Here is a 13232-nt window from a genome sequence, read left to right as displayed (position 1 = left end):
AGGCCGAGGCGCCGCGCGGGCGCCCTCCGGGGCAGGCGCCTCACGGGCGCTCCCGGGCCAGGATGTAGCCGGCGTTGCGGACCGTCTTGATGCGCTCGCCGCCGCTCGGCCCGGGGCCGAGCTTGCGGCGGAGGTTCGAGACGTGCATGTCGATGCCGCGGTCGTACGCCGCGAGGCGGCGGCCGAGGACGCGCCGCGCGAGGTCCTCGCGCGAGACCACCGTGCCCGCCTGCCGCACCAGGACCTCGAGCAGGTCGTACTCGGCCGTCGTGAGCCGGACCTCCTCGCCGCGGACCCGGACCCGCCGCGCCGCGGGGAGCACCTCGAGGTCGTCGACCGTGAGGACGCCCTGCGCCTCGGCGGCGCCCGGCCCCGCCGCGGCCGCGCCCGCGTGGGCGGCGCGCCGGTGGAGCGCGCGCACCCGGGCGACGAGCTCGCGCGGGTTGAACGGCTTCGGCAGGTAGTCGTCGGCGCCCATCTCCAGGCCGACGATGCGGTCGACGTCCTCGCCCCGCGCCGTCAGCATCAGGACCGGCACCCGGGAGCTCTGCCGGAGCCGCGTGAGCACCTCGAAGCCGTTGAGGCCGGGCAGCATCACGTCGAGCACCACGAGGGTGAACGGCTTCTCCTGCGCGCGCGCGAGGCCGGAGATCGCGTCGCGCGCGCTCTCCACCGCGTAACCCTCCTGACCGAGCAGCTCGGCCAGGAGCTCGCAGAGCTCGGCGTCGTCGTCGATGACCAGGATCTGAGGCGGATCGGCCATGTCGGCGACTGTAGCGCGGCCGTCACGAAGCTGTGTAAGGCCTGGTCAAAAGGCTCTTGACGAATCTTTACACGAACTGGACACCTCTTGAGACACTGCTCTCTAGCCTGGGCCGCATGACGCTCACTCGCTCCGTTCCCTTGCCGTGGCTGGCGTCCCTCGCCGTCATCGCCACGTGCACGCTGGGGAGCGCGGCGCGCGCCGAGACGCTCACCGCCGAGCAGGCGGTCGGCCGCGCAGCCTCCCAAAACCCGGCCCTGCGCGCGGCCCTGCTCGAGGCCACCGCCGCGCGGCAGGCCGTCGCCGCCGAGCAAGGCGCCCGCAAGCCCACGCTGTCCGCCTCGGTGACCGGTCAGTACGCGGAGGACCTCGGGAACGGGGGCCGCGGGCTCTCGGGCACCACGACCGTCGCGTCGGACGTGGCCCTCCGGTACACGACCGACGTCGGGACCAGCCTCGAGGTGGGCGCGTCGGCGGACAGGTCGTGGGGCGGCGCGGCCCGCAGCCTGGAGGGGAACGGCGTCCTCAGGCCGACGACCACCGCGCAGGCGTACGTCTCCGCGCGGCAGCCGCTGCTCCGGGGGGCCGGCACCGACGCGGTGCTCGCGCCGATCGCGCAGGCGGAGGCGTCGGCGATCGCCGCGGAGCAGGAGCGCGACCTCGCGGCGAGCCAGACCGCGCTCGACGTGCTCGAGGCGTACTGGGAGCTCTGGTACGCGGAGCAGGCGACCCTCGTGCAGGAGCAGGCGCTCGCGGCCGCGCAGCGGCAGCTGAACGACGCCAAGGCCCGCGCCGAGACGCTCGGCACCGGCACGCGGGTGGACGTCCTGCAGTTCTCGACCTCGGCCGGGTCGATCGCGGACGCGCTGTCGCAGGCCCGCGCGACGCGCTCGGCGCGGGCGATCGCGCTCGGCCGCGCGCTCGGCATGGCCCCGGGAGAGGCCGCGTCGCTCTCGCCGACCGGCGCGCCGCCCTCGCTCGGGCCGCTCCCCGCGATCGACGCGCTGACGCGCGCGGCGCGCGAGCGGTCCCAGGAGCTCGCCGCCCTGCGCGCGGACCTCGAGGCGCAGCGCGCGCGGGTGAGCGCCGCGGAGGACGCCGACCAGGTCCGCCTCGACGTGTTCACGACCGCCTCGGTGCGGACCCCGTGGGCGGACGACGGCACGTCGGGGACCTCGCTCCTGGGCGGGCGGCCGGCGTTCACCGTGCTCGGCGGGCTCGACCTCGAGCTGCCCTTCGGCGGGGGCCGGGCGTCGGCCGACGCGGCGCGCGCGCGCACGCAGCTGGCGGCCGCGGAGGCGCGTTACCAGGCGCGCGCCGAGGCGATCGCGGCCGAGCTCACCTCGCTGCGCGTGACCCTCGAGGCGTCCGACGAGCAGGTCGCGCTCGCCACGGAGACCGCCCGCCTGGCGGGCGAGCTCGCCGAGGCGGAGCGGCAGCGGCTGCTGCTCGGGACGTCGACGTCGGCGGACGTGGTGAAGGCGGAGCAGACGCTGCGCGAGGCGGAGCTCCGCAAGCTGCGGGCCGTGGTCACGGCGCTCACCTCGCGCTTCCAGCTGGAGCACGCCGCGGGCGCGCTCCTCGATCGCTTCGCTTCGGTGCTGCCCAGGAGGTCGTCATGAACAGGAACAAGAAGCGCTACCTGATGTCCGGCGTGGCCGCGGCGGCCATCGCGACGTTCGCGATCGGCGGGTACGCCTGGTATCAGACGCCCTCGAAGGCGCCCGCCGGGCCCACGGTCGAGATCCGCCGCGGGAGCCTGACCGAGACCGCCGCGGCGTCCGGGAAGATCGAGCCCGACGTGCAGGTCGAGGTGAAGTCGCGCGCCGCGGGCCAGGTCATCGAGGTGCTCGTGAAGGAGGGCGACCAGGTCGAGGCCGGGCAGCTCCTGGTCAAGCTGGATCCGATCGACGCGGAGCGCGATCTCGCCGAGGCGCGGGTGGCGCGCGACCGGGTGAAGGCGGACCTCGCCGCGGCGCAGGCGTCGCTCGCGGCCGCCGACCTCGAGCGCAAGAACAACGAGGTGAGCCAGCAGATCGCCGAGAAGAGCGCCGAGCTCGGCCTGGGCTCGACCGACGCCGCGCGCTCGGCCGCGCACTCGACCAAGGTGGCGGGCGCCAACATGACGCTCCGGCGCGCGCAGGTGACCGCGGCGCAGGCGCAGCTCAAGCAGGCCGAGCTCGCGGTGCAGGACGCGGAGACGCGCCTCAAGGAGATGCAGATCTACGCGCCGATCGCCGGCACGGTGCTCGACGTGGCGGTGGAGAAGGGGACGCTCGTGTCGTCGGCGCTCACCAACGTGAGCGGCGGCAGCGCCGTGATGACGCTCGCCGATCTGTCGAACCTGCGCATCGTCGGCGCCATCGACGAGGCGCAGATCGGCCGCGTCGCCCCCGGCCAGCGGGTCGAGATCCGCGTCGACGCCTATGGCGACCGGGTGTTCCAGGGCGTGGTCGACCGGGTGAGCCCGCTCGGCAAGGAGGTGTCGAGCGTCGTGACCTTCGACGTCGAGATCGTCGTCAACGACAAGGAGGCGTCGCTGCTCCGGTCGGGGATGAGCGCGGACGTGGAGATCGTGACGGCGGAGCAGAAGGACGTGCTGCTCGTGCCGCTCCTGGCCGTGCAGTCGGCGGGCAAGCGGCGGTTCGTGCGGCTCGCGAACGGCGAGGAGCGGCCGATCAAGACCGGGGCGACGGACGGGACGAGCATGGTGGTGGTCGAGGGGCTGAGCGAGGGCGACGACGTCCTCGCGAGCGCGCCGGTCGTGAGCGCGCCGGGCCCGCAGCAGGGCGGGCAGGGGCAGCGGGGCGGGCAGAACCCGATGCGCGGCATGGGCATGGGCATGGGCGCCCGGGGGGGCCGCTGAGATGGACGTCCCGGTCTTCGTGAGCGGCCTCTCCAAGGTGTACCACGCCGATCGCGCGGACCTCGCGGTGCGGGCGGTGGACCGGATCGGGTTCGAGGTGCGGCGCGGCGAGTCGGTCGCGATCATCGGGCCGTCCGGGTGCGGGAAGTCGAGCCTGCTGAACATCCTCGGGTGCCTGGATCGGCCGACCGAGGGCACGTACCGGCTCGGGGGGCGCGACGTGGCGGAGCTCGACGACGACGAGCTCGCGGCGCTCCGGAACAAGCACATCGGGTTCGTGTTCCAGAGCTTCAACCTGCTGCCGCGGATGACGGCGGCGGAGAACGTCGAGCTGCCGCTGCTCTACGGGGCGGTCAAGGACAGCCGGGCGCTCGCGGAGCACGCGCTCGAGCGCGTCGGGCTCGCGGCGCGCGCGCGGCACCTGCCGTCCGAGCTCTCGGGCGGGCAGCGGCAGCGCGTCGCGATCGCGCGGGCGATCGTGACGCGGCCGTCGATCCTCTTGTGCGACGAGCCGACGGGCGCGCTCGACAGCCGGACGGGGCGCGACGTGCTGGAGCTCTTGATGTCGCTGAACGCGGACGGGACGACGCTGGTCATGGTGACGCACGACCTCGGCGTGGCGCGGGCGCTCGCGCGCGCCATCCACATGAAGGACGGCCGCATCGTGGCCGACGGCCCGTCGAGCACCGTGGTGGCGGCGTTCCACGCGAGCGAGATGGAGGCGGCATGCTGATCAAGGAGACGGCGAAGAGCGCGTGGCGGTCGCTCGCCTCGAACCGGCTGCGGACGCTGCTGACGATGCTCGGCATGATCATCGGGACGGCGGCGGTCGTGGCGGTGCTCGGCATCGGCGAGGGCGCGCGCAGCAGCGTGGAGGGGCGGATCCGGTCGCTCGGCGCGAACCTGCTGATGGTGCGGCCGGGGTCGGCGTCGGCGAGCGGGGTGCGCTCGGGCACGGTGAAGACGCTGACCGAGGGGGACGCCGAGGCGCTGAAGGCGCTCGACGGCGTGGCGGCGGTGGCGCCGGAGCGGAGCGGCAGCGCGCAGCTCCGCTACATGGCGAGCAACCTGAACGCGTCCGTGACCGGGATCACGCCGGCGTACCTCGAGGTGCGGTCGCTGTCGGTGGCGAGCGGCGTGGGGTTCTCGGAGCTCGACGAGCAGCAGCGCGCGCGGGTGGTGGTCCTCGGCGCGAACGTGGCGCGGCAGCTTTACGCGGCCGACGTGAGCGCGTCGCCGCTCGGCACGCGGCTCCAGATCAACGGGAGCGCGTTCCGGGTGGTCGGGGTGCTGGCGGAGAAGGGGTCCGGGATGGGCTCGCCGGACGACGGGGTGTTCGTGCCGCTGTCGACGCACCGGTCGGTGCTGTTCGGGCAGGATCACCTGTCGACGATCTCGCTGCAGCTCGCGAGCGAGGACCGGTCCGAGGTGGTGATCGCGCAGCTGGAGCAGCTGCTGCGCCTGCGGCACCGGCTGCGCTCGGATCAGCCGAGCGATTTCGAGGTGCGGTCGCAGGCGGAGATGCTGGCGACGATGGGGCAGATCACGGGCACGTTCACGACGCTGCTGGGCAGCGTGGCGGCGGTGTCGCTGATCGTGGGCGGCATCGGGATCATGAACATCATGCTCGTGTCGGTGCGGGAGCGGACCCGCGAGATCGGGGTGCGGATGGCGGTCGGGGCGCGGCGGAAGGACATCCTGCGGCAGTTCCTTGTCGAGGCGGTGGTGGTGTCGCTCGCGGGCGGGGTGGCCGGCGTGGGCCTCGGGTACGGGGCGGCGGTGCTGCTGTCGCGGTTCGGGGAGTGGGCGACCATCGTGCCGCCGTACGCGGTGGGGCTGGCGCTCGGGGTGTCGATCCTGATCGGGATCACGTTCGGCGTGGGGCCGGCGCGGCGCGCGGCGCGGCTCGATCCGGTGGAGGCGCTGCGGTTTGAGTGAGAGCCGGGGGGGCCGGGGGCGGCCGCGTGACGCGCGCTTGATGGGTGCATCGGGATCGGGTCGAGCCGCAGGGCCCAGGCCCATGCGCTATGGCGACCGGCAGCCACCCGGTGACGAGGACTGCCCCGCCTGATCGGGTCATCCCTCTTTGCGGCGGTAATGCAGCGCGACCTGGCCGGACTTCAGGCGGCTCGTCGAGACGAGCTCGAGGCGCCGCGAGGGCTCCAGGCCCTGAAACAAGGTTGGCCCATGGCCGGCGAAGACGGGGTGGACGACGAGACGGTACTCATCGATCAGCCCCAGCCGTTCGAGCGCCGCCGCGAGCGTGGGACTGCCCACGAGCACGCCTTGCGGGGTCTTCTCCTTCAGCTGCGTCACGGCCTCACGCAAATCCCCCTCGATGCGGAAGGTGTTGTTCCACGGGAAGTCGCGGCGCGAGGCCGAGACCACATACTTCGGCTTGGCCTCCAGCTTGCGCGCCCACTCCCGCATCGCGCGTGGCGCGTTCTCGTCGCGCGCCACCGCCGGCCAGGCGCTCTCCATGAGCTCGTACGTGACGCGCCCCCACAGCATCGCCCCGGCTGCGTCCATCAGCTGCGTGAAGTAGTCGTGCAGCTCGTCGTCCGCGATCCCCTCGCGATGGTCGCAGCACCCGTCCAGCGTCACGTTGATTCCGAAGGTCAAGAGGCCCATGGCGCCGATGTACCACGGCGGAGCAGGCGGCGGGAGACTTTGGTCCTCCCCCGCTTCCGTCGACACCCCCGACGGAAGCGGGGGAGGACCAACGCCGTTGCGATGTCGATGACGGTAGCCGTGCCGAGCGAGCTACAGGGCAGGCAGAGGAAACTCCGGCAGGATCAGCTTCGGTTGGGTCATCCGGCCGCCCGCGCGTTTGAAGAACGCGCCCGGTGTGAGCCCGACGAGCTGACGGAACTCGGCGATGAGGTGGGCTTGGTCATAGTAACCCGCGTCCGCGGCGATGCGCGCCCAGTCGCACGAGGTCGCTGCCATTCGCATTGCGCGTTGCAGGCGGACGGTCCGCGCGAACTCCTTCGGGCCGATGCCGACGTTCTCGGCGAAGGCGCGGCGAAGATGCCGCGCCGTGACGCCGAGCCGGTCGGCAACGCCCTCCACCCGGACCTCGCCCTCTTCGAGCAGGCGAACCGCACGACGCGCGAGCTTCCCCGATGCCGTCTCGAAGGGTTGGCCGGCACGAACGGCGAGCGCCCGGGCGACGCGGTCCATCACGTCCGCGCGGCTCCTCGCGGCGAGGAGCTCACCGCCGAGCTCGCGCCCCGCGCGGCCCCACACGTCCTCCAGCGGAACCATCCGGTCCGTGAGCTCGCTCGCCGCCACGCCGAGCAGCGGAACCGACCAGCCTGGCCTGAACCGAAGCGTGACCGTCCGCGCGACGCCGGTCTTGGTCTTGAACAGCGCGCGCGTTCGGGGGCCCGCGACCCACACATCCCCCTCGCGCGCGCCCTCGAGCGCTCGAAAAACGAGGGTCGTTCTGCCGTCGGGAAGCCACTCGAGGTCGATCGCCTGACCGGGGGGCGGCGCGACCGCATGGACTTCCTCGACGAAGCGCGGGAGCGCGAGGGTGGGGAGATCCATCGCTGCGGCCATGTACGTTACTCTTACGCCTCTCGTGCGGCCGTTCAAGCCGACGCGGGGGCCCGCATCGTTCGGCTACCGCTCGCTGTCGAGGACCTTCATTTGCTGGGCGGGGTAGCGCGCGCCGCCGATCGCGTCCGCTGGCACGATGCTCTCGATCGCCGCGACGTCGCTCACCGACAGCGGCTTGTCGAGGGCCACGAGGGCATCGTCGAGCTGGGCTCGCGTGCGGGCCCCGACGATCGGCACCAGCGTGGGCTGCTTCGCCAGCACCCACGCGAGCGCGACCTGAGCCGGCGTCATCCCGCGCTCGCCGGCGAAGGCGTGGAGCTTCTCGACGACGCTCGCGTTCTTTGCCCCTTGCTCGCCTGCGAAGCGCGGCATGTACTGTCGGAAGTCCCCCTTTCCCGAAGGCTTGCTGCCGGTGAGCAGCCCCCGCGCAAAGACCCCGTAGAGCGTCGCGCTCATCCCGAGCTCCGCGAGGGCAGGGAAGATCGACGCCTCGGGCCCGCGCGTCGCGATCGCGTACTCGATCTGCAGGTCCACGATCGGGTGCACCGCGCTCGCACGCCGGATCGTCTCGACCCCCACCTCGGACAGCCCGATATGCCGGACGAAGCCGGCCTTGACGAGGTCGGCGATGGCCCCGATGGTGTCCTCGATGGGCACCTGCGGGTCGAGACGCGCGGGGCGGTACACATCGATGACCTCCACGCCCAGCCGTTGCAGGCTGTACGCCGCGAAGTTCTTCACGGCCGCCGGGCGGGTGTCGATGCCCAGCATGGCGCCGTCCGGGCCGCGCATCGCGCCGAACTTCACCGACAGCTGGACCTTGTCGCGCACCCCCTCGATCGCGCGCCGGATGAGGAGCTCGTTGTGCCCGTTGCCGTAGAAGTCTCCGGTGTCGATCAGGGTGATCCCTCGCTCGATGGCGTGGCGGATCGTCGCCACGCTCTCGGCCTCTTCGGCCGGGCCGTAGGCGCCGGACATCGCCATGCAGCCGAGGCCGACGGGAAAGACGCTGGGCCCGGTCTTGCCCAGCGGAGTCGATCGGAGGGGGGAGCGGCCCATCGTGGCGTCGAGGTAGGTCATGCGATCTTCATGGCACGCGCCCGCGGCTTTCGATTGGATAAACCGGACATCTCGACGGTCCGGGCGGACGACAACCACGTCATGCACCGGCTCGTGCGCCGCGAGCCGCTCATGACGAGATGTCCGGTCCTTCCCATCGGAGGCCGGCGGCAAGAGTGGCACAGCGGGGTGGCGCAGGTTGGCTCATCGGGCACGGCGCTGCGCGAAATCCTCGAGAATCGGCGGTATTCCGCGGCGGCACCGGGTTTGCTGAGGAGCCACCGTATGCTCACCAGAATGCAGGGCTGCTTCGCCTTGGCCACGTGCCTTTCCTTCTTCGGCTGCCATATCACCGTCGACGATGGGAGCACGAGCGGCCTATCCGGGGGCACGGGGGACCCTTCGAACGTCGACCCCAGGCCGGCCCCGGAAGGCTGCAGCGGCTACCTGGAAGTGCCGGATCCAGCGCTCGCCGCGGGCTTGCGAGATGTGCTCGGCCTCGATGCCGACGAGCCGATTCCGGGGGCGTCGCTCGCCGTGCCTGAATCGCTCTCCCTCGACAACCTCGGCATCGAGAACTTGAGCGGCCTCGAGTGTGCCACGTCGGTCGAGCAGCTGTTCCTCCAGGGCAATCGGATCGAGGACATCTCGATCCTGGCGGGCCTGCCGCGGCTCTACAACCTGCACCTGGACGCGAACCGGATCGTCTCGCTGGGCGCGCTCTCCGGGCACCAGGGGCTCATGACGCTGTATGCGAGAGACAACCTGGTGTCGTCGACGAGCGACCTGAACGATCTCCCGGAGCTTCAGAACCTGACCTTGTCGGGAAATCCGATCGAGGCACTCGAAGGGCTGGACGGCCTGGACGCCCTGTACCATCTCTCGGTCGAACGGACCCTCGTCGCCGACCTCTCGAGCCTCTCCAAGTTTCCGGCGCTGAACAACGCGTACTTCACCGATACCAAGGTGACGAGCCTCGCGACGCTGCCGAGCCACGACTCCCTGACGATGCTCTACGTGGAGGGGGCCGAGGTCGAGGACGCGAGCATCGTAGCGGCTCTTCCTTACCTCGAGGTCCTGATGCTCAGCGACAATCGCATCGCGTCGATCGCAGGGATCGATCCCGCGAACGTGCCCCGCCTGAACAGCCTGGGGCTCGCCGGCAATCCGCTGACGGACACGTCCCCGCTCGCCAGCCACCCGCAGCTGAAGGTGGTTCAGATCGGCGATATCGGACCGAGCGGCGCGGACCTGAGCTGGGTCACGGGGCTCACGGACCTCATGTGGATCGAAGCGCCCTCCAACTCCATCACCGACCTCTCGCCGCTCGTGGGCGTACCGCGCATCAGCACGCTGGATCTGTCGGACAACCTGATCGAGGACGCGTCCCTGCTGAACGACATCGCGTTCGACCGCTGCGCGCGGGTCTCGATCGCGGGGAACCCCGGAGAGAGCTCCTTCGGCGACGTGCTGGACGCGCTCTGCGCGAGGAACATCGTGGTCACGGACTACTGCCTGCCCGCCGCGTGCGATCCCTGCGAGCACGGTGCTCACTGCGGCGAATGAGCGCGCCCGCTCAGGAGCGCAGCGCCAGCGCGCTGAGCTCCTGGTCCCCGGCGCCGCTCGGGCCGAGGAGGACGTTGCGGCGGTCGCTACAGATGAGCCCGCGAGGCTCCACGTTGCGCTAGCGGTGGATCTGGAGGTGCCTCCGCCTGACCACGGTGTGGCAGCCCAGTCCCCGCCGCCGCGCCTTCATCCCGCCAGAGCTTTTCAGTGCCAGCGCGCCGCCGGCCCGCTATCCTTTCCTGGGCATGACGGCGCTGCTGCAGAACGACTACCTGACGGTCACGCTCGATCAGGAGCGCTCGATCGTCCGGAGCACCCGTTCCGAGCTCCCGTACGCGTCCCCCGACGAGTTCATCCGCATCCACACCGAGGCGCTCCAGGTCTACGAATCGCTCGATCGCCCGAGCCTCGGCCACCTCATCGACCTCCGCCGGCCTGCCATGAACAACGATCCGTCGTTCGAGGCCGCGACGATGCGCACCCGCAGCATGCTCGTCCAGGAGTTCGCCGCCGTCGCCATCCTGGTCCGGACGGCCGTCGGCGCCTTGCAGGTGAACCGGCTCCTGCGTGAGGAGCACAACGACAGTGTCGTCGTGGTCCACGACGAGGACGTCGCCCTGGGATACCTCGTCGAGGAGCTCCGGAAGGTGGTGCGCCGCTCCAGCACGCCGCCGGGGGGCCGAGACCGGAGCTCCCGCCCCTCGGCGCGCCCCCTCCGGGTGCGCTGAGCCCCCGCGCCGCTTCTCGCGAGCGCGGCCTTCGCCTAGCATCGAGGCGATGCGCACGTGTCCGCGCTGCGGCCTCCTCATCAACGCCGACGGGCGCTGCTATCCCGGGTGCACAGGCCCGCTCGCCACCGTGCGCTGCGGCGGCTGCTACCAGCTGAACCTGCCCGACGCCGAGCGCTGCGACGGATGCGGGCACGAGCTCGGCCTGGAGCCGGTCGCGGAGCCCGACGCGCTCCTCTGCGCCGATTGCGGCGTGCCGTTCTCCGCGTTCCGCGCCGCGACTGGCCTCTTGCGCGACTGCGGCCGATGCGGCGGCCAGCTCGTCGACCACGCCCTCCTGCGCGACCTCCTGGAGCGACGGGAGAGCTATGGCGCGGCCGCGCCGAGACCGCCGCGGCGACCGGAGCACGTCGACGTCCGCGTGCGCTACGTCCGCTGCCCGGCCTGCGGCCAGCCGATGAACCGCAAGAACTTCGCCGGAAAGAGCGGCATCATCGTCGACATCTGCAGGGAACACGGCACCTGGTTCGACCGGGGCGAGCTCCCGCAGCTCCTCGCCTTCGCCGAGTCCGGCGGCACCCTGAGGGCGCGCCAGCAGCAGATCGAGGACGAGGCGCGCTCGCGGCGGCAGGCGGAGGTCGCCAGGGAGACGGCGCGGCGGACGAGCGTCGCCACGATGGCCTCGTCGTGGGACGCGCGGCGAGCCCGGCTGGACGCGGTGAAGCAGCTGCTCGAGCTCCTGTCGCGGATCTCCGGCTGAGCGGGCCCACGGCGCCCGACGGCGGCCGCCGGCGAAAGGCGGCGGACGACGGACGAGAGGCCCGCACACGCCCGGAGCGCCGCCGGCGCGGCGGTTACAACTCTTCTCCTGATCATCACACTACTTAACACTCCAGCGCGCGTGTGCGCATGTGCGCGTGTTGCAGAGGCGCCGCGCGAAATCCCCAGGGAACAGCGCGGCTGAGCGCGGTGAGCGCGATGTCCGACAAGGCATACTGTCGAGCGCTCTGCGTGCAGCGTGGCTGCAGAAGGCGCGAAATTCAATCAAAGTCTTGCCCGTTCATCGATGTGTGCTTTCTCTATCCTCCTATGATGACTTCTCGGACCCGCTTTGCCTTGCTCGATGTGAGACTCCTCCTCTGCGCGGCGCCCGCGCTCCTCGCCGCCTGCAGCTCGGGAGAGCTCGCCGGAACGGAGCCGTCGGAACAGCTCGCGTCGGCCGTGGCCCAGACGGCGAGCGTCGTGCCGACGAGCGACGTCGCGCTCGACAAGATCTGGGGTGGGGGCGGCACGGCGCCCATCTTCAAGCTCGTCGACGACGGCACCTCGTTCGCGGCGAGCGACGGCGGCGGCACGTTCGCGCGGAGCGCGCCGGGCGCCGCCACGGCGTCGATCACGCTCGGCTACTCGGGCGCACCGGCGGGCGGCGCGCGCCAGGTCGTCGTCAATTACCAGGCCTGGGCGATCAACGGCGGCGCGGGCACCGTGCGCGTCCACCTCTACGACGGCGATACCCTGCTCGGCTCCGGCCCGGCGCGCGCGCTCAGCGCGAGCCAGCAGAACCTGAGCGAGACGTTCGGCGACCTCGCCGTCGCGAACGGCGAACGGCTGCGGACCCAGCTCGTCTTCCAGAACACCGCCGGCGCGGGCTCGCTCGTCTCCTCGATCGTCTGGATCGACGTCACGACGCCGGACGACGACGGCGGCGGCGGCACGCCCCCGGACGAGGAGCCCGTCGTGTCGGACAAGCTCGTGCCGAGGAACGGCGCCTGGTGGGGCGCGTACAACTCGTCGAGGAGCTATGGCTGGGACTGGGGCCTCGCGATCAAGGACTTCGAGGCGAAGGCCGGCCGCAAGCTCGACATCGTGTACCGCTACCACGACTGGGGGACCACCGATAACGGCGTCTTCCCGGACAGGTTCGAGACGGCGCAGATGAACGAAGGATACATCGTCCACCTGTCGTGGGAGTCGCGCCGCTACTCGGCGGGCCAGAACGTCACGTGGACCGAGATCGCGAACGGCTCGCAGGACGCCGTCATCCGGGCGGCCGCGGAGCGCGCCAAGAACGCGCCCGGAAAATTCATGATCGCCTTCGACCACGAGATGGACAACACCGACGTCCACAGCGCCGACGGCCCGGACGCCGACTACGTCGCCGCGTACCGGCGCATCGTCGACATGTTCCGCGCGGCGGGCGCGACCAACGTGGTGTGGGTCTGGACCCCGATGGGCTGGAGCGGCACCCGCGCCCGGCTCCCCGCGCTCTACCCCGGAGACACCTACGTCGACTGGATCGGATACGATCCGTACAACTTCTACGAGTGCAACGGATCGGGGTGGAAAGATCCCGCGACCACGTTCGGGAGCCACTACGACTGGATGCACGCGCCCGCGCAGATGGCCTGGCACGGCGACAAACCGTACATCCTGAGCGAGTTCTCCAGCCACGAGGACCCGGCCGACCCGAACCGCAAGGGCCAGTGGATGCGCGGCATCGTCGACGCCCTGAAGCGGTATCCCGACATCAAGGCGGTGCAGTTTTACAACTCCAACGTGACCCACCGGAGCCCGTGCAAGCTGGCCGTCGATTCGAGCAGCCAGTCCGTGGCCGGCTATGCAGCGGCGGGGAGCGACCCGTACGTGAACCAGCCGCATCACTGATGCTGCGTGCAGGACGGTCGAG

Annotated in this window: 12 protein-coding genes; 8 read left to right on the top strand and 4 right to left on the bottom strand. The window is 71.5% G+C overall.

The window, feature by feature from the left end; all coding sequences use genetic code 11:
• Positions 1 to 40 precede the first annotated feature (40 nt).
• Positions 41 to 763: a response regulator transcription factor gene (locus WME83_RS28810; protein ID WP_437312906.1), complete on the bottom strand. Its 723-nt coding sequence runs from the start codon at positions 761 to 763 to the stop codon at positions 41 to 43.
• Positions 764 to 879: 116 nt separating this feature from the next.
• On the opposite strand from WME83_RS28810, the gene WME83_RS28805 reads away from it, so the two are divergent.
• From WME83_RS28805 to WME83_RS28790, 4 genes are read left to right on the top strand one after another with little or no spacing between them, the layout of a single operon-like run.
• Positions 880 to 2385, top strand: coding sequence for a TolC family protein (locus WME83_RS28805; RefSeq protein ID WP_437312905.1), 1506 nt, complete (start codon positions 880 to 882; stop codon positions 2383 to 2385).
• Positions 2382 to 3629 carry an efflux RND transporter periplasmic adaptor subunit gene (locus WME83_RS28800; protein ID WP_437312904.1) on the top strand — a complete coding sequence of 416 codons (1248 nt, stop codon included), beginning with the start codon at positions 2382 to 2384 and terminating at the stop codon, positions 3627 to 3629. The genes WME83_RS28805 and WME83_RS28800 overlap by 4 nt, the downstream gene beginning before the upstream one ends.
• A 1-nt stretch (position 3630) precedes the next feature.
• On the top strand, positions 3631 to 4362 hold the full coding sequence (locus WME83_RS28795; RefSeq protein ID WP_437312903.1) for an ABC transporter ATP-binding protein: 732 nt from the start codon (positions 3631 to 3633) through the stop codon (positions 4360 to 4362).
• Positions 4356 to 5567, top strand: coding sequence for an ABC transporter permease (locus WME83_RS28790; protein WP_437312902.1), 1212 nt, complete (start codon positions 4356 to 4358; stop codon positions 5565 to 5567). The genes WME83_RS28795 and WME83_RS28790 overlap by 7 nt, the downstream gene beginning before the upstream one ends.
• 138 nt (positions 5568 to 5705) lie before the next feature.
• Here WME83_RS28790 and WME83_RS28785 read toward each other — a convergent pair whose 3' ends face one another.
• The 3 genes from WME83_RS28785 to WME83_RS28775 form a co-directional block, all read right to left on the bottom strand.
• On the bottom strand, positions 5706 to 6260 hold the full coding sequence (locus tag WME83_RS28785; RefSeq protein WP_437312901.1) for a dihydrofolate reductase family protein: 555 nt from the start codon (positions 6258 to 6260) through the stop codon (positions 5706 to 5708).
• A gap of 132 nt (positions 6261 to 6392) precedes the next feature.
• Positions 6393 to 7193 (bottom strand): helix-turn-helix domain-containing protein, encoded by an 801-nt coding sequence (locus tag WME83_RS28780; RefSeq protein WP_437312900.1) that lies wholly within the window; start codon positions 7191 to 7193, stop codon positions 6393 to 6395.
• A 63-nt stretch (positions 7194 to 7256) separates the two neighbouring features.
• A complete protein-coding gene (locus WME83_RS28775) occupies positions 7257 to 8273 on the bottom strand; it encodes an aldo/keto reductase (protein ID WP_437312899.1) in 1017 nt (338 codons plus the stop codon).
• Between the two features lie 9 nt (positions 8274 to 8282).
• Between WME83_RS28775 and WME83_RS28770 the strand changes: the two genes are divergently transcribed.
• From WME83_RS28770 to WME83_RS28755, 4 genes are all read left to right on the top strand, one after another.
• The gene (locus tag WME83_RS28770) at positions 8283 to 9818 is read left to right on the top strand and encodes a leucine-rich repeat domain-containing protein (protein ID WP_437312898.1); all 1536 of its coding nucleotides are present in this window, start codon (positions 8283 to 8285) and stop codon (positions 9816 to 9818) included.
• Between the two features lie 245 nt (positions 9819 to 10063).
• On the top strand, positions 10064 to 10546 hold the full coding sequence (locus WME83_RS28765) for a hypothetical protein (protein WP_437312897.1): 483 nt from the start codon (positions 10064 to 10066) through the stop codon (positions 10544 to 10546).
• 49 nt (positions 10547 to 10595) lie between these two features.
• Entirely contained in the window at positions 10596 to 11306 is a 711-nt protein-coding gene (locus WME83_RS28760; RefSeq protein WP_437312896.1) for a zf-TFIIB domain-containing protein, read from the top strand.
• A gap of 365 nt (positions 11307 to 11671) precedes the next feature.
• Complete coding sequence (locus WME83_RS28755) at positions 11672 to 13210, top strand: glycoside hydrolase family 26 protein (protein WP_437322058.1); 1539 nt, start codon at positions 11672 to 11674, stop codon at positions 13208 to 13210.
• The last annotated feature ends 22 nt before the right edge of the window (positions 13211 to 13232 follow it).

The sequence above is a fragment of the Sorangium sp. So ce385 genome (assembly GCF_051474135.1).
Classification (GTDB): Bacteria; Myxococcota_A; Polyangia; order Polyangiales; family Polyangiaceae; genus Sorangium; species Sorangium cellulosum_D.
The sequence above is the reverse complement of the archived record's forward strand: the minus strand, read 5'-3'. Positions and strand labels throughout refer to the sequence as shown.

Bases quoted from the DNA above. Each gene is read 5' to 3' on its own strand.
- WME83_RS28810 (WP_437312906.1), bottom strand. From the start codon at position 763: ATGGCCGATCCGCCTCAGATCCTGGTCATCGACGACGACGCCGAGCTC.
- WME83_RS28805 (WP_437312905.1), top strand. From the start codon at position 880: ATGACGCTCACTCGCTCCGTTCCCTTGCCGTGGCTGGCGTCCCTCGCC.
- WME83_RS28800 (WP_437312904.1), top strand. From the start codon at position 2,382: ATGAACAGGAACAAGAAGCGCTACCTGATGTCCGGCGTGGCCGCGGCG.
- WME83_RS28795 (WP_437312903.1), top strand. From the start codon at position 3,631: ATGGACGTCCCGGTCTTCGTGAGCGGCCTCTCCAAGGTGTACCACGCC.
- WME83_RS28790 (WP_437312902.1), top strand. From the start codon at position 4,356: ATGCTGATCAAGGAGACGGCGAAGAGCGCGTGGCGGTCGCTCGCCTCG.
- WME83_RS28785 (WP_437312901.1), bottom strand. From the start codon at position 6,260: ATGGGCCTCTTGACCTTCGGAATCAACGTGACGCTGGACGGGTGCTGC.
- WME83_RS28780 (WP_437312900.1), bottom strand. From the start codon at position 7,193: ATGGCCGCAGCGATGGATCTCCCCACCCTCGCGCTCCCGCGCTTCGTC.
- WME83_RS28775 (WP_437312899.1), bottom strand. From the start codon at position 8,273: ATGACCTACCTCGACGCCACGATGGGCCGCTCCCCCCTCCGATCGACT.
- WME83_RS28770 (WP_437312898.1), top strand. From the start codon at position 8,283: ATGGCACGCGCCCGCGGCTTTCGATTGGATAAACCGGACATCTCGACG.
- WME83_RS28765 (WP_437312897.1), top strand. From the start codon at position 10,064: ATGACGGCGCTGCTGCAGAACGACTACCTGACGGTCACGCTCGATCAG.
- WME83_RS28760 (WP_437312896.1), top strand. From the start codon at position 10,596: ATGCGCACGTGTCCGCGCTGCGGCCTCCTCATCAACGCCGACGGGCGC.